The sequence below is a fragment of the Micromonospora luteifusca genome (assembly GCF_016907275.1).
GTDB lineage: Bacteria > Actinomycetota > Actinomycetes > Mycobacteriales > Micromonosporaceae > Micromonospora > Micromonospora luteifusca.
Map to the genome: position 1 here is coordinate 4,438,460 of NZ_JAFBBP010000001.1, position 18,429 is coordinate 4,456,888.

Consider the following 18,429-nt stretch of genomic DNA (forward strand, 5'->3'; position numbering starts at 1 on the left):
GCCGCCGCCGTCGCCCTCAGCGGGCGGCGGCGGTTGCGTCTTTCTGCAGGTAAATCAGCGGAATGTCAGCGCAGAGCGTCGTACCGTCAGCGCGGGATCGGCGGGATGTCAGCCCTGTCGCCCATGGTGGTGTCACCACCGGAGACGACAGGAGATGCGATGGACCACGCGATCCGCGCCGAGGGCCTGGTGCGGCGTTTCGGCGCCACCACCGCCCTCGCCGGAGTTGATCTGGCGGTTCCGACCGGAACCGTCTTCGGTCTGCTCGGGCCGAACGGCGCCGGCAAGACCACCGCGGTGCGGGTGCTCGCCACCCTGCTGCGCGCCGACGAGGGGCACGCCACGGTGGGCGGCTTCGACGTGGTGCGTGACGCGCACCGGGTGCGCCAGCTGATCGGTCTGACCGGCCAGTACGCCTCGGTCGACGAGACCCTGACCGGCGCGGAGAACCTGCTGCTGATCGGCCGGCTGCTCGGGTTGAGCACAGGGCCGACGCCAAGCAGCGCGCCCGCCAACTGCTCACCGACTTTGAGCTCAGCGATGCCGCCGACCGGGCCACCAAGACCTTCTCCGGCGGCATGCGCCGCCGGCTGGACCTCGCCGCCAGTCTGGTCGGTCGCCCGCAGGTGCTCTTCCTCGACGAGCCGACCACCGGCCTGGACCCGCGCAGCCGCAACGACCTCTGGGACATCGTCCGCACCCTGGTCGCCGATGGTGTGACGGTGCTGCTCACCACGCAATATCTGGAGGAGGCCGACCAGCTTGCGGGGGAGATCGCCGTGGTGGACCACGGTCGGGTGATCGCCCAGGGCACGCCGGAGGAGTTGAAGGCCAAGACCGGTGGGCAGACCCTCACCGTACGGCCGACCGACGTTACCGATCTGAGCACCGTGACCGCCATCGTCGCCGAGGTGACAGGTGTGACCCCCGAGGTGGCCCAGAGTGCCGTCACCGTCGCCGTGAACGAACCGGGCGTGCTGCCTGCGGTGGTCCGCCGCCTCGACGCCGCCGAGATCCCGGTCGCCGAGCTGGCGCTGCGCGGCGCCAGCCTGGACGAGGTCTTCCTCTCGCTCACCGGCCACCGGGCCGAGGACTCGCCGGCCGACACCGATCTGGAAAGGACACCGGCATGACCGCCGTCACCCTCCCCGCTCCGCTGGCACCGGCCCGCCGGCTCAGCCCGGCCGCCGGACTGCGGCACACCTTCACGCTGGCCTGGCGCAGCCTCGTGCAGATCAAGCACAACCCGATGGAGCTGCTCGACCTGAGCATCCAGCCGGTGATGTTCGTGCTGCTCTTCACCTACGTCTTCGGCACCGCCATCGCCGGCTCGTCCGGCGAGTACCTCACCTTCATGCTGCCCGGCATCATGGTGCAGAACGCGCTCTTCGCCACCATGACGACCGGGTTCGGCTTGAACAACGACCTCACCAAGGGCGTGTTCGACCGTCTCCGGGCGCTGCCCATCGCGAGGTGGGCGCCGCTTGCCGGCCGGATCCTCGCCGACACCGTCAAGCAGGCGTGGTCGATCGCGCTGCTGCTCGGCGTCGGGTCGATCCTCGGCTTCCGGGTCGGCAACGGCGTGCTCGGTGTGGTCGGGGCGTTCGCGCTGCTGCTGGCGTTCACGCTGGCCGCGTCCTGGATCTCGGTGCTCGTCGGGGTGCTGGTGAGCGAGCCGGACAAGGTGCAGATCTTCGGCTTCATGGTGATCTTCCCGCTGACCTTCACCAGCAACATCTTCGTGCCCACCGACCGGATGCCGGGCTGGTTGCAGAACTGGGTGGAGGTCAACCCGGTGACCGTGGTGGCCGACGCGCTGCGCGGGCTCCTGGTCAGTGGTCCGGTGGCCGGGCCGGTGATACAGACGCTGCTCTGGGGCGCCGGCATCGCGGTGATCTTCGCGCCGCTGGCAGTCCGTGGGCTCAAGCGTCGAGTGTGACCCGCAACAACTCCGCCACCTGATCCACGCGCGTTCCCAGGCCGCCCGCGTACGCCTCGGTGAATCCCGACTCGCCGAGCGTCGTGCGGACGGCCAGCCGTACCCGGATGGCGTCGAGCGACCCCTGGTCGTGCCCGCCGCGCACACCATCGGCCCCGCCCAGCAGGGTGGCCGCAGCCCTCGGCCGCCCGGCCCGCAGGGCGAGATCCGCGTAGCCGACCACCACGATGGCCACCACCGGGGCGTCGCCGGCGTCGATCGCCAGCTCCAGCGCCCGGTCCAGGTGGGTACGCGCAGCCGACAGCTTTCCCTGGGCCGCCCTGACGTGCGCCAGCGAGGTGGCCAGCATGGCGCTCCATTGCGGTGCGATGCCCCGACGATCGACCAACTCCGCCGCCCGTTCCGTCCAGCGGGCGGCCCTCGCCCAGTCGCCCGAGTCGCGCAGCAGCTCACTCCAGGTGGCGGAGACGGCGGCCCGTGCGTCGGCGCCCAGCCTCTCGGCCTCCTCGTGCGCCTCGGCGAGGAGCTGGCGGGCCGTCTCGTGCTCGCCCACCTGCCAGTGCAGATGGGCCAGCCGGGCCCGCATGTGCGGCACGTCCTCGGCCGCGCCGAACTCCTCGACGGCCCGCAGTGCGGCTCGCAACTGCCCAATGGCGTCGTCACGGTCGCCGGTCCGAGCGGCCAGGTCGGCCAGGGCGAAGCGAGTGGTGGACAACCCCCACCGGTCCCCGACGGAGCGGAACAGCTCCAGCGCGATCCGGAAGTCCTCGGCTGCCTCTTCGGCCGGCGCGCCCCCGTTGAGCTGCGTGTGGCCGTGCATGATCCGGGCCACGCCGGCCACCCAGGCATCGTCGTCGGTGAAGAGCCCCGCGAAGGCGCTCGACCCGGCCAACTGCGTCGCCGGAACGATGATCAGGGACATCGGCCTGGACAGTCGCAGCAGAGCCACCTTGGCGGCGGCGTCGGGGAAGGCGTCGGCGAAGCGCACCGCCCTGTCCACCCAATCCTGCGCCGATGCCACGTCCGCGTGGGCGCTCACCAGGTTCATCGCCCCGAGCAGGTACGCGGTCGCCAGTGCGGTGGCGAGCGGCGTTGCGCCGTCGTCGAGCGGCGGACTGGTCCGCTCCACCAGCGTGAACACCTCGAGGGCGAGGTCCGCGCCCTCGATCCGGTGCCCGCGTGACCACCAGTACCAGCCGAGCGCCGCTGTCAACCGGACCGCCCGAGAGACCTCGGGGGCATCGATCGCCCACCGCAGCGCACCGTGCAGGTTGTCGTGCTCCGCCCGAAGCCGCTCGACCCAGTGCAGTTGGTCGCGGCCGCGCAGCTCGGGGTCGGCCCGCTCGGCCAAGCTCAGGAACTCGTCCGCGTGGGCTCGGCGTACCCGCTGCTCCTCACCGGCCTCGGTCAGCCGGGCCAGCCCGTACTCCCGGATGGTCTCCAGCATCCGGTAGCGCGGGTCGGCGTCGTCGGTGGCGATCACCAACGACTTCTCCACCAGTGCGAAGAGCCGGTCGAGCACCTCAGTCGACGCCAGCTCCCCACCAGCGCACACGCGTTCCACCGCCGCCGCCGTGGCACCACCGGAGAAGACTGCGAGCCGTCGCCACAGCGCCTGATCGGCCGGGTCGAGCAGATCCCAGCTCCAGTCCACCACCGCCCGCAGCGTCTGGTGTCGGGGCAGGGCCGTCCGACTGCCCCCGGTGAGCAGGCGGAACCTGTCCTCAAGCCGGGTCGAGACCTGCTCTGCCGTCATCGCTCTCAGTCGGGCCGCGGCGAGCTCGATGGCGAGCGGCATGCCGTCCAACGACCGACAGATGTTCACCACCGGCTCGACCGTCCGATCGTCCACCCGGAAGTCGGGCCGGACCGCGGCGGCCCGGTCGACGAAGAGCCGCACCGACGGGTACGCGAGCGCAGTCGCGGGATCGGCGCCGACGGGTGGCTGCTCCAGCGACTCGACGGGGTGCAGGGCCTCGCCGGTGATGCCCAGAGGTTCCCGGCTGGTGACCAGCACCCGCAGGTCGGGGCAGGCGGCGAGCAGCCGGTCGGCCAGGTCGGCGGCAGCGTCCAGCTGGTGTTCGCAGTTGTCCAACACCAGCATCGCGCGGCGGCCGGTCAACGCGTCGATGGCCCGTACGATCGGCTCGGTGGCCTCGCTCGGTGGGATCCGGGAGCGGCTGCCGGTGAAGAATGCCTGCTCACGGAGACCGAGGAGGCCGAGCAGCGCCTGGGGCACCTCGGCCGGGTCGGCCACCGGGGCAAGCTCGACCAGCCAGACCCCGTCCGGGAACCGGTCGGCCACCGCGCGGGCAGACTCGACCGCCAGCCGGGTCTTGCCGGCGCCGCCCGGCCCGGTGAGCGTGACCAGGCGAGCCCGCTCAAGCAGGTCGCCGACCCGGGCGACGGCTGCCTCCCGGCCGACGAAGCTGGTCAGCGGGGTCGGCAGATCGCCCCGATGGCGTGGCATCGGAGCGGCGTCTGGTCGCGAGGCCTCGGCTATTGTGGCGTCGCCCGACGGCGGAGGGCCCGGCGGCTGATTGCGCAGCACCGCCAGGTGCAGGGCGGCCAGCGCCGGCCCGGGATCGGCGCCGAGGGTGTCGGCGAGGTCGCCCCGCAGCCGGTCGTACGCGGCGAGCGCCTCGGCGGGGCGACCGGCCCGGTGCAGGGTGCGGATCAGTTGTTCGGTGAGCCGTTCCCGCAGCGGGTGTGCGGCGACCAATTCTCGCAGCCAGGGCACCAGGTGGTCCGGGGCCTCCATTGCCGAACGGGCCTCGATCAGGTCCTCGGTGGCGGTGAGGCGCAACTCCTCCAGCCGGGCCACCGGCGCGCGGGCGAACGCTGCGCCCGCGGCGTCGGCCAACGCCGGCCCCCGCCACAGGTCGAGCGCCTCGGTGAGACGTTGCCGGGCTCCGGTCGGGTCGGTGGGCAGCAACGCCCGACCGGCGAGCACCGCGGCCTCGAATCGGTGCAGGTCGACAGCGCCCGGTTCGAGGGTGAGCCGGTATCCGCCGGGGCGGGCGTCGACCGGCAGGCTGGGCACGGCCCGGCGGAGGCGGGAGACGAGCGCCTGGAGCGCGTTGCTCGCACCGGAAGGTGGCTCGCCCTCCCACAGCGCGTCGATCAGTTGCCCGGCGCTGACCACCCGGCCGGGCTCCAGTGCCAACAGGATCAGCAGTCGGCGCAGCCGCGACCCGCCGACCTCGATGGGTGTCGTCGGGTCGACCCGGACCTCCAATGGGCCGAGCAGGCAGATCTGCACCCCGACGATTGTGCCGCCCGCCCGCTCGGGCACCGGGATCGGCGCGGCCGCGCCGGTGTTCACACCTCCGGCCGGTCGCCCTCGCGTGGAGGCTCACCGTCGTGGCGGCGCAGGTCGTCCTCGCGCCGGCGCAGGTCCTCCTCCCAGCGTTGGAAGAGCTCCTGGTCCTGCTGCTTGGCGCTGTCCTGCATCGAGCGGAGGAACTCGGGGTCGTCGTCGGGGGCGACCGGCCGGGGCTGCTGCCGCTGGGCGGTGCCGGTGCCGCCCAGCCAACCCTTGTGGGCGCCGGAGTCGGGCTCCCGACCGGCGACGAACCAGGCGATCGAGCCGACCAGCGGGAAGAACAGGATGATCAGCACCCAGACGATCCGTGGTAGGGCGCGGATCTGGCCCTCCTCGGCGGAGAGGCAACTGATCAGCGCGCAGACGGCGAGGACAATCTGCACCAGGAAGAGGAGAACGTACAGCCGGACCATCCACCCATCATGGCGCACCCGATCCCGTCACCACAGTCCGCGAATCACCGCCAGCACTCCCAGTAGCGCCAGCCCTACGATGCCGGACGCGACCAGGGGCAGGGTCCGGCCGCCGGTGCGGGCCGGCCCGGTGCCGGTGCCGCGGGGCCAGCAGAGCACCAGCAGGGCACCCCACACCAGCACGGTGAGGCCGGCGATCAGCGCCCCGGTCGTGCCGCCCGTCGACGCCAGCCGGACGGCGAGCGCGGCCACCACGGTCACCGTGAGCAGGGTGCGTCGCCACGCCAGCCGGGTCCGCTCCGGTTGCAGCCCCGGGTCGCGCGGGGTGCTCACCGCCCACCGATCGCCCGGACCAGGACGGCGACCACCAGCAGCAGCGCCCCGGCGCCGACGGCGAGAGCGAGGATGGCGGGAAACCGGGACGCGGGCAGCTCCTGACCGAGCCGGATGGCCCGTTCGGTACGCGCCCAGTGGTCCACCGCGCGGATCGCGACGGCGCCGCCGAGCAGCAGCAGCGCGACCGCGAGCACCTCCCGTAGGTGGCTCATCGGCAGGGGCGGCAGGAACTGCGCGGTGGCCAGCCCGCCGCCGACCAGCGCCAGCCCGGTGCGCAGCCAGGCGAGGAAGGTGCGTTCGTTGGCCAGCGAGAACCGGTAGTCCGGCGGTTCACCGACCGAGCGCATCTCGGCCGGGTCGAACCACCGCCTGATCGCCTCCCACATGATGCCGATTACTCGCTTCCCCTCCCACTTAGCCTGGGCCGGTGACTGATCTCGACGTACCGACCCTGCGTGCCGCCTACGACAACCAACTCCGCCCGGAGATCCCCGACCCGGTGCCGGCCGGGGTGACGGTGGAGCGGGACGGGCCGTTGGTCCGGATCATCGGGCTCGACGCCGGCGGGTTCCTCACCTACCGCGATCTCGGCGGACTCACCGGCGACGCCTTGGACGAGCTGATCGCCCGGCAGGTGGAGCTGTTCCGCGAGCGGGGCCAGTCGGTCGAGTGGAAGCTCAACGGGCACGACGAACCGGCGGACCTGGCGGACCGCCTGCGCGCCGCCGGCTTCGTGCCGGAGGACCGGGAGACCGTCGTGGTCGGGCCGGTCGCGCTGCTGGCCGCCGCGCTGCCGGTCATCCCAGAGGGGGTACGCCTGCGTGAGGTGACCTCCCGAGCCGACCTGGAGCGGATCGCCGCCATGGAGGAGGAGGTCTGGCAGGAGGATCGCTCGCACCTGGTCTCGGGGTTGGCCAAGGAGATCGACGCCGACCCGCACTCGATCACCGTGGTGGTGGCCGAGGCGGACGGGACGGTGGTGAGCGCCGGCTGGGTACGGTTCCCCGCGAACACCGGCTTCGCCACCCTCTGGGGCGGCTCGACCCTGCCGCAGTGGCGTCAGAGGGGCATCTACCGGGCGCTGGTCACCTACCGGGCACGGCTGGCCGAGCAGCGGGGTCGAACGCTGTTGCAGGTCGACTGTTCCGAGGACAGCCGGCCGATCCTGCAACGGCTCGGCCTCGTCGCGGTCACCACCACCACCCCGTACGTCTACACTCCGTGATCATGGAGCAGCGGTTGACGGACGAGGAGCGGCTGACCCTCAAGACGGGTGCCTTCGGTGCCGTCTTCCTGGTCTCCAACGCCGACCCGGGGGTGCTGGGGGTGATCCGGGAGAGCTTGGCCGCGTCCGACGCGCTCGCCGACGCCAGCGGCACGGTCAAGGAGGCGCTGACCACCGGCCCGCTGCCGCGTCTTCCCCGGGACTCGCAGTTGGAGATCGAGTCGGTGGTGCTGCCGGCACTGCGGCAGTCGGTGTGCATCCTGCAGGAGAAGTCACCGCAGGACGTGGAGGCGTACCGCTCGGTGGTGTTGACCGCGGCGGACCGGGTGGCCCGGGCGCACGACGGGGTCGCGCCTGCCGAGGCGGCGGCCATCGACCAGATCCGGGTGGCGCTCTCCGAGCCGACCTGAACGACCGCGCGTTGGTGAGCTGTGTCACTCTCGGTGCCTCGGGAGCGCAACCTACTGGCAGGTAACATTGCGCCGTGGGCAACTGCACAGCAGCCCGCGGTTGACCTGGCGTCGACCGACGCGCGACGCTGCGCCCCATACCGGGCGAGCGAATCGCATCACCACACAGGAGGGTCGTCGAAGCGCGATGAATATCGTCGTACTCGTCAAGCAGGTGCCTGATTCGGGCGCGGACCGCAACCTGCGCAATGACGACAACACCGTCGACCGCGGTTCGGCGAACAACGTGATCAACGAGATGGACGAGTACGCCATCGAGGAGGCGCTGAAGATCAAGGAGGCGCACGGCGGCGAGGTCACCATCCTGACCATGGGTCCGGACCGGGCGACCGAGTCGATCCGCAAGGCGCTCTCCATGGGCCCGGACAAGGCCGTCCACGTGGTGGACGACGCCCTGCACGGTTCCTGTGCCGTCGCCACCTCCAAGGTGCTCGCCGCCGCTCTCGGTCAGCTCGGTGCCGACCTGGTGATCTGCGGTGCCGAGTCCACCGATGGCCGGGTCCAGGTCCTGCCGCACATGATCGCTGAGCGGCTGGGTGTCGCGGCGCTCACCGGCGCCCGCAAGCTCACCGTCGACGGCGCCACGCTGACCGTCGAGCGGCAGACCGAGGAGGGCTACGAGGTGGTCACCGCTGCCACCCCGGCCGTGGTCTCCGTCTGGGACACCATCAACGAGCCGCGCTACCCCTCCTTCAAGGGCATCATGGCCGCCAAGAAGAAGCCGGTGCAGACGCTGTCCCTGGCCGACCTCGGCGTCGCACCCGCCGAGGTGGGCTTCGACGGTGCCACCAGCACCGTCGTCGAGCACACCAAGCGCCCGCCACGCTCCGGCGGCGCCAAGATCACCGATGAGGGCGAGGGCGGCGTCAAGCTGGTCGAGTTCCTCGCCACCGAAAAGTTCGTGTGAGAGCGGGTCTGGACATGTCTGAGGTTCTCGTCGTCGTCGAAGCCACCAAGGAATTCGGCGTCAAGAAGGTCACCCTGGAGATGCTCACCCTCGCCCGCGAGCTGGGCACCCCGAGCGCGGTGGTGCTCGGCGGCGCCGGCGCCGCCGAGGCGCTGAGCGGCAAGCTGGGCGAGTACGGCGCGGAGAAGATCTACGCCGCCGAGGGTGACGAGATCGACGGCTACCTGGTGGCCCCCAAGGCCACCGTGCTGGCCGAGCTGGTCAAGCGGGTACAGCCGGCAGCCGTGCTGCTGGCGTCGGCCCAGGAGGGCAAGGAGATCGCCGCCCGGCTCGCCGTCAAGCTCGACAACGGCATCCTGACCGACGTGGTTGGTTTCGACGCCGACGGCACCGCGACGCAGATCGCCTTCGCCGGCTCCACCATCGTCAAGTCCAAGGTCACCAAGGGCCTGCCGCTGGTCACCGTCCGGCCCAACTCGGTCACCCCCACCCCGGCGGCGGCCACCCCGGCGATCGAGCAGCTCACCGTGTCGGTCACCGACACCGACAGGCTGGCCAAGGTCGTCGAGCGGGTCGCCGAGCAGAAGGGCTCCCGCCCCGAGCTCACCGAGGCCGGCGTGGTCGTCTCCGGCGGCCGCGGTGTCGGCAACGCCGACAACTTCAAGCTGGTCGAGGAGTTGGCCGACCTGCTCGGCGGTGCCGTCGGCGCGTCCCGCGCAGCCGTCGACTCCGGCTTCTACCCGCACCAGTTCCAGGTGGGCCAGACCGGTAAGACGGTCTCCCCGCAGCTCTACGTCGCGCTCGGCATCTCCGGTGCCATCCAGCACCGGGCCGGCATGCAGACCTCGAAGACCATCGTCGCGGTCAACAAGGACGGCGAGGCACCGATCTTCGAGCTGGCCGACTTCGGCGTGGTCGGCGACCTGTTCAAGATCGTCCCGCAGGCCGCCGAGGAGATCCGCAAGCGCAAGTGACCCTGCCGGTGCCCCGGGCACCGCACGACGAAGGAGTGGCCGCCCATCCGATGGGCGGCCACTCCTCTTCGTGGGAGCTGATCGGCGGGCCGGGGAGCTGAGCCGGCCCGCCGATCAGCCCGTCAGGGTGCCCCTCAGGAGGCTGTCACCGGAGTGGGCGGGCTTGTTGTCGTACTGCTCGGCGGAGACGTCGACCACCGAGTAGCTCTTGAGGTCGACGTTGGGAGGCAGAGGTAGTAGCGCATCGGGGCCGCCACCCAGGGTGCCGACCGACAGCATCTTCATCGTCGTCGGATTAATCAGCCACACCTCGTAGTACCCCGGGACGCGCGGGAGATTCGCCACATGCAGATGAAGTTGGTGATTCTGCAGAACTCGCGCATCCCCCTGGGCGTCCGGCGGCGTCGATCCATACGCCGCCAACGGCGCGCTCGCCACCACCGCCTGCGTCGGGGCAGGCGCCGGGTCGTCCGGCTGCAGCACGGCCACCGTGCCCACCACGCCCACGGCCGCGGCGGCAGCCGCCGTCGCCGCGGTCGCCGCCCAGCGGGACCAGCCACCGCCCCGGCGGGACCGGCGCGCCGAACCCAGCCGGACAACCGCCGGGTCGGCGGTCGTGCCGGTGGTCGGCTCCGTCGTCGTGCCATCGGCCTGCGCCGGCACCTGTCGCTGGGCTTCGGGCCGCACCGCCCGGGACTCCGCCGCCCTGACCTGGGCAGCGATGCCCTGCCAGACGTGCTCCGGCGGGTCGGGCAGGTCAGCCAGCCCACGCGTCTCGGTGCCGAGCCCGGCCACCCGCTGGAGGGTCGCCATCTCCGTGCGGCAGTGCGCGCAGGTGTCGAGGTGGGTGCTCTCCCCGTCGTCCACCTCGCTCTCACCGAGCGCCAGAAAGACCAGCCGGTCGTGGTCCAGGTGCTGCACCGTCCACCTCCCATCTGCGTTTCAAGCTCGCCATGCCGCGCCGGATGTGGCTCTTCACGGTGCCCAACGGCACTCCGGTCACCGTGGCTATCTGCTGGTGTGTCAGGTCGTCGTAGAAGGCCAGCTCCAGCATGCGTCGCTGGTCGTCCGGGAGACGAGCCAGCTCGTCGGCGATCACCAGGCGGTCCACCACGCGGTCCGGGCTCGGCTCGGACTGCGTCGGCTCGGGCAACTGCCGGACCGTCTCCACCACCCGGGTCTCCCGGGCCGAGGCGCGCATCCGGTCGATCACCTTTCGGCGGCCGATGCCGAGCAGCCAACCGATCAGCGACCCCTTGGCCGGGTCGAAGGTGTCGCGACCCAGCCATGCGGCGACGAACGTCGCCTGGGTGACGTCCTCCGCGTCGCTGCGGTTGGCCAGCATGGAGGTGGCCAGGTGGAGCACGGCACGGCCGTAGCGGTCGTACGCCTCGCGGAGCGCCGCCTCGTCGCCCGCGCGGAACCGGAGATCCAGGTCGTCCGCCGGGGGATCCGGATCCTGTCGCTGCGCCGTCATCGGGCGGCTCGCCTTCGATGGGGCATGCCCGACTGTAGCTGCCACAGCCTCCGCCCCACTCTCCCCGTCGATCTCATCTCACCAGCTCTTCGTCTCCCGACCCTGATCCGGATGCAGTCGGGGCCGGAAAAGAAAACTGCCTACGGCGCGCATCCGCCCGGCGGGAAGCCGGCGTAACCCGTTCTGCAAGCCAGGCCTGACGAATCAGCACCAATCAGCAGGAGGCAGACATGCAGCTTTCGTACTTCCGTCGGGTCGCCGCGGGCGGCGCCGTAGCCGCGCTGGCCGTCGCCGGCGTCGGCGCACTCACCGCCACCCCCGCGTACGCCGCCACGTCGAAGGTCTCCGTCGTGCACGGCATTCCGGACACCCCGGTCGACGTCTACGTCAACGGCAAGAAGACGCTGGACAACTTCAAGCCCGGTGACGTGGCCGGCCCGCTGAACCTGGAGGAGGGTGACTACGACATCGCCCTCACCAAGCCGGGCGAGCCGATCGGCAGCGCCATCCTCAAGGTCGACAACGCGGCGGTGCCGGGCGGCGCGAACATCAGCATCGCGGCACACCTCGACGCCGCCGGCCAGCCGAAGATCACCCCGTTCGTCAACGACGTCTCGAAGGTCGCCGCCGGCAAGGCCCGGCTGATCGTCCGGCACACCGCCGCCGCCCCGGCGGTGGACGTCCGGGCCGGTGGCACCCCGGTGTTCAAGGCCGTGACCAACCCCAACGAGGCCAAGGGCGACGTCGACGCGGGCAGTGTGAAGGCGGACGTGGTGCTCGCCGGCACCGACACCGTGGCCATCGGCCCGGCGGACCTCAACCTGAAGGAGGGCACCGCCACGATCGTCTACGCGATCGGCTCCGCCGAGGGCAAGAGCCTCGACGTGGTGGCCCAGACCATCACCGGTCTGCACTCCGCCCCGGGCGGCGTGCCCAGCGGTGACGGCGGTCAGGCCGGCACGGGCATTGGCACGTGGTGGTACGTGCTCACCGGTGCCGGCGTACTCCTGCTTCTGGGTGGTGGGGTGCGGATGGCGACCGCGCGGACCGGTCGCAAGTGACGATGCGCAACCGCGGCGCGCTGGCGGCCCTGGCCGCCGGCGCTGCCGCGCTCACCGTGGCCACCGTGGTGGCCTGCGGCTCCCAGCCGGCCGAGAACGTGGGTGCCGAGGAGGCGAGCACGTTGGCCACCAACCCGGCAACCCCGTCGGCCAGCGCCGCCGACGGACCGTCGGTGCCGGTGACCGCCGGGGAACTGCCGACCGGCACGAAGATCGTCCCGCCGGTACGGCTGGTGATCCCGGAGATCGAGGTCACCGCCACCGTCAACGCGGTCGGCATCAACGAGCGGACCAACGAGTTCGAGGTGCCGCCGAGCGTCGACCAGATCGGCTGGTACCGCTACGGACCCGGCCTGGAGGCGACCACCGGCTCAGTGGTCATCGCCGGTCACGTGGACAGCGCCAAACAGGGCAAAGGAGCGTTCTTCCGGCTGCGGGAGCTGGACCAGGGCGACACCCTGACCGCGACCGGCAGCGACGGCACGGCACGGCAGTACCGCGTCGTCGCCCGGGAGGAGTACGCCAAGACCAGGATCCCGTTGGACCGGTACTTCGCCCGGGACGGCAAGCCGCGGCTGACCCTGATCACCTGTGGTGGGCCGTTCGACGCCAGGGCCCGCAAGTACCGCGACAACATCGTCGTCACCGCGGTGCTCACCTGACCAGGGCCGCCGACACGTGCCGGGGTGGGGAAACCCACCCCGGCCGGTGCGCGGAGTCCCCTCCGGCATCCGGTCCCCGAGGTGTCGGCCGTAGGCTGAACGGTGATGGCTTACCTGGATCACGCGGCGACGACTCCGATGCTCGACGAGGCACTGGAGGCGTACGTCGCTACCGCCCGCGAGGTCGGCAACGCGTCCTCCCTGCACGCGGCGGGTCGCCGTGCCCGCCGCCGGGTCGAAGAGTCCCGCGAGCGGGTGGCCGCGGTGCTGGGCGCCCGGCCATCCGAGGTGATCTTCACTGGTGGTGGCACCGAGAGCGACAACCTCGCCGTCAAGGGCATCTTCTGGGCCCGCCGGGCCGCCGCCCCGGACCGCCGTCGTGTCGTCTCCAGCGCCGTCGAGCACCACGCGGTGCTGGACGCGGTCGACTGGCTCGTCGAGCACGAGGGTGCCGAGGCCGGTTGGCTGCCGGTCGACGCCGCCGGTCGCCTCGACCCGGAGGACCTGCGCGCCGAGCTGTCCGCGCACGCCGACCGGGTGGCCCTGGTCACCGCGATGTGGGCCAACAACGAGGTGGGCACCGTCCAGCCGATCGCCGAGCTGGCCGCCGTCGCCGCCGAACACGGTGTGCCGTTCCACACCGACGCCGTCCAGGCCGTCGGCCAGGCACCCGTCGACTTCGGCGCCAGCGGGGTCGCCGCGCTGACCGTCACCGGGCACAAGCTCGGCGGCCCGACCGGCGTGGGCGCGTTGCTGCTCGCCCGGGACGTGGCAGCCACACCGCTGCTGCACGGCGGCGGGCAGGAACGCGACGTCCGTTCCGGCACCCTGGACACCGCCGGCATCGTCGCCTTCGCGGTCGCCGTCGAAGCGGCGGTGAAGGGCCAACAGGAGTACGCGGCCCGGGTTGCCGCACTCCGCGACGACCTGATCGAGCGGGTTCGGCAGGCGGTGCCCGAGGTGATCTACAACGGCGACCCGGCCGACCGACTGCCCGGCAACGCGCACTTCTCCTTCCCCGGTTGCGAGGGCGACGCCCTGCTGCTGCTGCTCGACGCTCAGGGAATCGCCTGCTCGACCGGGTCGGCCTGCTCCGCAGGGGTGGCCCAGCCCTCGCACGTGCTGCTGGCAATGGGCGCCGACAACGACCGCGCCCGCTCCTCGCTGCGCTTCTCCCTGGGTCACACGAGCACCCAGGCCGACGTCGACGCGCTCATCGCAGCCCTCCCAGCAGCAGTGGACCGAGCCCGCCGAGCCGCCGCCCTCCGCACTCCCCGCTAACCCGCCGCTAACCCCTGTTCCTCTCCGCACATGTGCGGGCAGGGGTGGGGCGGGTGCGGGTTTGGGGGTCAGATGGGCTGGGTGGATAGGGTTGTGTGGGGGACGAGCGCGCGGGGGAAGGGAGTGGGCTGGTGAGGGTTCTGGCGGCGATGTCGGGTGGGGTCGACTCGGCGGTGGCGGCGGCGCGAGCTGTGGCGGCCGGGCATGACGTGACCGGCGTGCATCTGGCGCTGGCTCGCAATCCACAGACCTACCGGACCGGGGCGCGCGGCTGTTGCACCCTGGAGGACTCCCGGGACGCGCGACGGGCCGCCGACGTGATCGGCATTCCGTTCTACGTGTGGGACATGGCCGATCGTTTCCACGAGGACGTGGTGGACGACTTCGTCGCCGAGTACGCCGCCGGCCGTACGCCGAATCCCTGCCTGCGCTGCAACGAGAAGATCAAGTTTGCCGCGGTGCTGGACCGGGCGGTTGCCCTGGGCTTCGACGCGGTGGTGACCGGGCACCACGCCCGGCTGGGCCCGGACGGGCTGTTGCGGCGCAGTGTCGACGTGGCCAAGGACCAGTCGTACGTGCTCGCCGTGCTCACCCGCGAGCAGCTGGACCGGTCGATCTTCCCGTTGGGTGACTCGACCAAGGCGCAGGTCCGGGCGGAGGCCGCCGAGCGCGGCCTGGCCGTGGCCGACAAGCCGGACTCCCACGACATCTGCTTCATCGCCGACGGTGACACCCGCGGCTTCCTGGCTGGGCGGCTCGGCGAGGCTCCCGGCGACGTGGTGGACGCGAGCACCGGCGCGGTGGTCGGCAGCCACAGCGGCGCGTACGCGTACACCGTGGGGCAGCGTCGTGGTCTGCACCTGGACCGGCCTGCCGCGGACGGGCGGCCGCGCTACGTGCTCTCCATCACCCCGAAGACCAACACGGTGACCGTCGGCCCGGCCGAGGCGCTGGAGGTGTCCGAGGTGCGGGCCCTGCGTCCGGTCTGGACCGGCGGCGCCCGTCCGGACGTGCCGGTCGAGTGCGAGGTGCAGTTGCGCGCACACGGTGACGTGGTGCCGGCGACCGTCGCCCTCGACGGTGACCGGCTGCACGCCGAGCTGCGTCGACCGGTACGCGGCGTCGCTGCCGGTCAGGCTGTCGTGGCGTACCGACCGGACCCGGCCGGCGACGTGGTCCTCGGCTCCGCGACCATCACCGGCTGACCGCACGGCCTGGGTGTTCGCGGGATAGCCTTCGCCCGTGACAGATCAGGCGTGGCCCTGGCCGGCCGGCGCGGCAACCGGAATTGGTTCGCTGCCCGGCACCGACATCGGCGAGGCTCAGCGGGTGGTCCTCGGTGAGCTTCCCGAGCTGCCCCACCTGCCCGAGTTGCCGGCCCGTGGCCCCGGAGCGGACATGATCGGCCGGTCCGCCGGGCTGCTCGTCGAGCTGCCCGTCGAGGTGTACGCGGGGCGGTGGCGGGTCGCCCCACGCCCGGGCCGCGACCTGCGCCGGGCCCGGGACCTGATGGAACGCGACCTGGACCAACTCGCCGAGCAGGCCGAGGGGTACGCCGGGCCGATCAAGGTGCAGGCCGCCGGCCCGCTCACGCTGGCCGCCTCCCTGGAGCTGCCGATCGGCGGCCGAATGTTGCGCGATCCCGGTGCGGTCCGCGACCTGACCGGCTCCCTCGCGGAGGGGCTGCGCGCGCACGTGGCGGCGGTGGCCCGGCGGTTGCCCCGGGCGTCGGTGCTGCTGCAGCTGGACGAGCCGTCACTGCCGACCGTGCTGGCCGGGCGGGTGCCGACCGAGAGTGGGTTGGGCGCGTACCGGGCGGTCGAGTCGGTGGACGCGGCCGCGCTGCTGCGCACGGTCGTCGAGGCGGTCGGCGTGCCGACGGTGGTGCACTGCTGCGCCCCGGACGTGCCGCTGGAGCTGATCCGCTCGACCGGCGCCGTCGGGGTCGCTCTCGACCTGGACCTGATCACCGAGCTGGACCCGCTGGGCGAGGCGATCGACGCCGGCCTCGGGCTGCTGGCCGGGGCCGCACCGACCAGACCGCCGTTGGCCGGCGGCGCGCCGACCTCCGCGCAGGTCGCTGACCGGGTACGCCAGCTCTGGGACCGCCTCGGCTTTCCTCGTCGGCAGCTCGCCGAGCAGGTGGTGGTCACTCCGGCCTGCGGTCTCGCCGGGGCCAGCGAGCAGTACGCGCGGGCGGTGCTCGCCGCGTGCCGGGACGCCGGCCGGCGGTTTGCCGAGGACTGAGGTTTCCTGTCGTACCCGGTGGGCAAAATGACCGTCATGATTGGACAGCTACGTTCAGTGGTGATCGATTGCCCGGATCCGCGGGCGTTGGCGGCGTTCTACTCCGAGCTGCTCGGTGTGCCTTTCGCCGAGGGTGACTCCGACGACGACTGGGTGGTGCTGGGTGGCCCGCCCGGGCACCAGCCGCGTCTCGCCTTCCAGCAGGCGCTCAACCTGCAGCCGCCGGCCTGGCCGGACCCGGAACGCCCCCAGCAGTTCCACCTGGATGTGACGGTCGACGACATCGAGGCCGCCGAGAAGGCGGCGCTGGCGCTTGGTGCGCGGCGGCTGCCCGGTGAGGGCGAGGGTTTCCGGGTCTACGCGGATCCGGCCGGCCACCCGTTCTGCCTCTGCTGGGACTGAGCCTGGCGTGAGTCGCGGCGGCCGGGCATCATGGCCGCCGTGATCCCCAACTCCGCGCTGCGCGCCTCCGGGTCGCTCTTCGGCCTCGCCTACGGCGATGCTCTGGGCAAGCCGACCGAGTTCCTCACCGTCGCCGAGATCGAGCGCCGGTACGGCCCGACCGGCCCGCGTGAGCTGTCCGGGGAGCCGGCGTTGGTCACCGACGACACGCAGATGGCGCTGGCGGTGGCCTGGGCGCTGCACGAGGCGCCCTCGCTCACTCCGGAGGTGGTGGAGCCGCTGTTGCGGAGGCGTTTCCTGGCCTGGGCGGTCAGCCCGGACAACAACCGTGCGCCGGGGATGACCTGCCTGCGCGCCTGCGCGGAGTTGGGCCGGGGTCTGCGTTGGCAGGAGGCGACCGTGGCCGGGTCGAAGGGGTGCGGGGCCAACATGCGGGTCACTCCGGTCGGCCTGCTCGACGTCGACCTGGACACGCTGGCCGGGTTGGCCCAGTTGCAGGCCGGGTTGACCCATGGGCACCCGACCGGGCTGGCCGCCAGCGAGCTCACCGCGTACGCGGTCTTCGCGCTGCGCGCGGGTGCCACCCTGGCTGAGCTTCCCGCGGTTCTCATCGAGCGGGCGAGGTCTCAGCGCCTGGTCTACCGGGAGCAGTGGCTGGGTGATCTCTGGCAGCGCCCGGGGGTCGGCACGCCGGAGGAGTTCATCGCCCGGGGTTGGGACGAGTGCCTGGCGGTGCTCGGCCGACTGACGAATGCGCTGGCGCGGCCGGACGACGGCGGCGACCCGTGCCGGGCCACCGGGGAGGGTTGGGTGGCGGAGGAGGCGCTGGCCACCGCGCTGCTCTGCGCCGTACGGCACGCCGACGACCCGGTCGCGGCACTGGCCCGGGGCGCGACGACCGCCGGCGACTCCGACTCGATCGCCGCCCTGGCCGGCGCGTTCGTCGGCGCGGCCGCCGGGATGGCCGCCTGGCCGGCCGGGTGGGCCGACCGCATCGAGTACGCGGACCAGTTGGCCACGCTCGGCGCTGCCTGGGATTGACGCTTTCGCCCGACCCGACCCGATCGGGCAGCCGCGAGCGCGGTCAGCGGGTGGGCAGGTGGCGCAGGCTGCGAACCTTCTGCCACAGGTCGGCGTCGCAGCGGCCGGCGCGGTCGGCGAAGGCGGCTGAGCTGATTCGGATCGGCTCGGTCAGGTTGAGGTAGCTGTCGTGCTCCGCGCCGGGGTCCCACCCCTGGGTGGGGATCCGCACGTGGTCGTCCCGGTCGCTCTTGTCCTGGCTGGTGATCTTCAGGACGTCGGCGCCCCGGGAGTCGGCACGCAGCACCAGACAGGGACGCACCTTCGATCCGCTGCCGTCGGCGTACGGCACGTCGGCCCACCAGATCTCGCCGGGCGCCGGCGTGCCCGCCTTCCGGTCGGCGCCTCGTGGCCGTGGCGGCGCGGGACGGCGACCACCGGTGCGGGCCGTCGTGCCTCGACCCGGGCGGGTTCCGGGACGCCGGTTCGCCACCCGGTGCCGCCAGCTGTTCCACGCCCAGCCAGCGGCCACCGCCAGCAGGATCGCCACCGCCCAGAGCAGCGCGTCCGGCATCGCCACCTCCACCTGTCGGCGGCCCACTGGCCACCATCGTCCGGCGATCCTCGCACGCTGCCGCGCGTGTCGCCCGCCAACCACACCGCAGCCGGGGCGCGGGCGGACGACGGATT

General features: G+C 72.3%; 19 protein-coding genes and 1 pseudogene. 13 read left to right on the forward strand and 7 right to left on the reverse strand.

The features are described from left to right. The first annotated feature begins 159 nt into the window (after positions 1-159). Both JOD64_RS20280 and JOD64_RS20285 read left to right on the forward strand, forming a co-directional pair. Positions 160-1,133, forward strand: a pseudogene (locus JOD64_RS20280) (ATP-binding cassette domain-containing protein). Further along, positions 1,130-1,939, forward strand: a complete 810-nt coding sequence (locus JOD64_RS20285) for an ABC transporter permease (RefSeq protein ID WP_204943656.1) — start codon at positions 1,130-1,132, stop codon at positions 1,937-1,939. The pseudogene JOD64_RS20280 and the gene JOD64_RS20285 overlap by 4 nt, the downstream one beginning before the upstream one ends. Here the strand turns inward: JOD64_RS20285 and JOD64_RS20290 are convergent. The 4 genes from JOD64_RS20290 to JOD64_RS20305 are packed head-to-tail and all read right to left on the reverse strand — an operon-like array spanning position 1,923 to position 6,399. Beyond that, positions 1,923-5,264, reverse strand: a complete 3,342-nt coding sequence (locus JOD64_RS20290) for an AfsR/SARP family transcriptional regulator (protein WP_204943657.1) — start codon at positions 5,262-5,264, stop codon at positions 1,923-1,925. The two genes, JOD64_RS20285 and JOD64_RS20290, sit on opposite strands and share 17 nt — an antisense overlap. Further along, the gene (locus JOD64_RS20295; RefSeq protein ID WP_204943658.1) at positions 5,261-5,677 is read right to left on the reverse strand and encodes a PLD nuclease N-terminal domain-containing protein; all 417 of its coding nucleotides are present in this window, start codon (positions 5,675-5,677) and stop codon (positions 5,261-5,263) included. The genes JOD64_RS20290 and JOD64_RS20295 overlap by 4 nt, the downstream gene beginning before the upstream one ends. A 27-nt stretch (positions 5,678-5,704) precedes the next feature. Further along, the gene (locus JOD64_RS20300) at positions 5,705-6,010 is read right to left on the reverse strand and encodes a DUF202 domain-containing protein (protein ID WP_204943659.1); all 306 of its coding nucleotides are present in this window, start codon (positions 6,008-6,010) and stop codon (positions 5,705-5,707) included. Continuing rightward, positions 6,007-6,399, reverse strand: coding sequence for a YidH family protein (locus JOD64_RS20305; protein WP_204943660.1), 393 nt, complete (start codon positions 6,397-6,399; stop codon positions 6,007-6,009). Before JOD64_RS20305 ends, JOD64_RS20300 begins: the two co-directional genes overlap by 4 nt. Positions 6,400-6,440: 41 nt before the next feature. Between JOD64_RS20305 and JOD64_RS20310 the strand changes: the two genes are divergently transcribed. From JOD64_RS20310 to JOD64_RS20325, 4 genes are all read left to right on the forward strand, one after another. Further along, the gene (locus tag JOD64_RS20310) at positions 6,441-7,238 is read left to right on the forward strand and encodes a GNAT family N-acetyltransferase (protein ID WP_204943661.1); all 798 of its coding nucleotides are present in this window, start codon (positions 6,441-6,443) and stop codon (positions 7,236-7,238) included. After that, complete coding sequence (locus tag JOD64_RS20315; protein WP_204943662.1) at positions 7,235-7,648, forward strand: hypothetical protein; 414 nt, start codon at positions 7,235-7,237, stop codon at positions 7,646-7,648. Before JOD64_RS20310 ends, JOD64_RS20315 begins: the two co-directional genes overlap by 4 nt. A 187-nt stretch (positions 7,649-7,835) precedes the next feature. Next, a complete protein-coding gene (locus JOD64_RS20320; RefSeq protein ID WP_204943663.1) occupies positions 7,836-8,615 on the forward strand; it encodes an electron transfer flavoprotein subunit beta/FixA family protein in 780 nt (259 codons plus the stop codon). A 14-nt stretch (positions 8,616-8,629) separates the two neighbouring features. Continuing rightward, positions 8,630-9,589 (forward strand): electron transfer flavoprotein subunit alpha/FixB family protein, encoded by a 960-nt coding sequence (locus JOD64_RS20325; RefSeq protein ID WP_204943664.1) that lies wholly within the window; start codon positions 8,630-8,632, stop codon positions 9,587-9,589. A gap of 114 nt (positions 9,590-9,703) precedes the next feature. Here the strand turns inward: JOD64_RS20325 and JOD64_RS20330 are convergent, their stop codons facing one another. Continuing rightward, entirely contained in the window at positions 9,704-10,510 is an 807-nt protein-coding gene (locus tag JOD64_RS20330; protein ID WP_204943665.1) for an anti-sigma factor, read from the reverse strand. Next, the gene (locus JOD64_RS20335; protein ID WP_204943666.1) at positions 10,464-11,066 is read right to left on the reverse strand and encodes an RNA polymerase sigma factor; all 603 of its coding nucleotides are present in this window, start codon (positions 11,064-11,066) and stop codon (positions 10,464-10,466) included. Before JOD64_RS20335 ends, JOD64_RS20330 begins: the two co-directional genes overlap by 47 nt. 230 nt (positions 11,067-11,296) lie before the next feature. On the opposite strand from JOD64_RS20335, the gene JOD64_RS20340 reads away from it, so the two are divergent. The 7 genes from JOD64_RS20340 (at position 11,297) to JOD64_RS20370 (ending at position 17,760) form a co-directional block, all read left to right on the forward strand. Beyond that, a complete protein-coding gene (locus tag JOD64_RS20340) occupies positions 11,297-12,127 on the forward strand; it encodes a DUF4397 domain-containing protein (protein ID WP_204943667.1) in 831 nt (276 codons plus the stop codon). Next, positions 12,124-12,789, forward strand: a complete 666-nt coding sequence (locus JOD64_RS20345) for a class F sortase (RefSeq protein ID WP_204943668.1) — start codon at positions 12,124-12,126, stop codon at positions 12,787-12,789. The genes JOD64_RS20340 and JOD64_RS20345 overlap by 4 nt, the downstream gene beginning before the upstream one ends. Positions 12,790-12,894: 105 nt before the next feature. Further along, positions 12,895-14,070, forward strand: a complete 1,176-nt coding sequence (locus tag JOD64_RS20350) for a cysteine desulfurase family protein (RefSeq protein ID WP_204943669.1) — start codon at positions 12,895-12,897, stop codon at positions 14,068-14,070. Between the two features lie 131 nt (positions 14,071-14,201). After that, positions 14,202-15,275 (forward strand): tRNA 2-thiouridine(34) synthase MnmA, encoded by a 1,074-nt coding sequence (gene mnmA, locus JOD64_RS20355; RefSeq protein WP_204943670.1) that lies wholly within the window; start codon positions 14,202-14,204, stop codon positions 15,273-15,275. Positions 15,276-15,312: 37 nt separating this feature from the next. Next, entirely contained in the window at positions 15,313-16,317 is a 1,005-nt protein-coding gene (locus JOD64_RS20360; protein WP_204943671.1) for a methionine synthase, read from the forward strand. Between the two features lie 36 nt (positions 16,318-16,353). Further along, positions 16,354-16,719: a VOC family protein gene (locus JOD64_RS20365; protein ID WP_204943672.1), complete on the forward strand. Its 366-nt coding sequence runs from the start codon at positions 16,354-16,356 to the stop codon at positions 16,717-16,719. Between the two features lie 30 nt (positions 16,720-16,749). Next, positions 16,750-17,760: an ADP-ribosylglycohydrolase family protein gene (locus tag JOD64_RS20370; RefSeq protein ID WP_204943673.1), complete on the forward strand. Its 1,011-nt coding sequence runs from the start codon at positions 16,750-16,752 to the stop codon at positions 17,758-17,760. Positions 17,761-17,803: 43 nt separating this feature from the next. On the opposite strand, the gene JOD64_RS20375 is transcribed toward JOD64_RS20370, so the two are convergent. Beyond that, positions 17,804-18,340: a type II toxin-antitoxin system PemK/MazF family toxin gene (locus JOD64_RS20375; RefSeq protein WP_307813518.1), complete on the reverse strand. Its 537-nt coding sequence runs from the start codon at positions 18,338-18,340 to the stop codon at positions 17,804-17,806. Positions 18,341-18,429 lie beyond the last annotated feature (89 nt).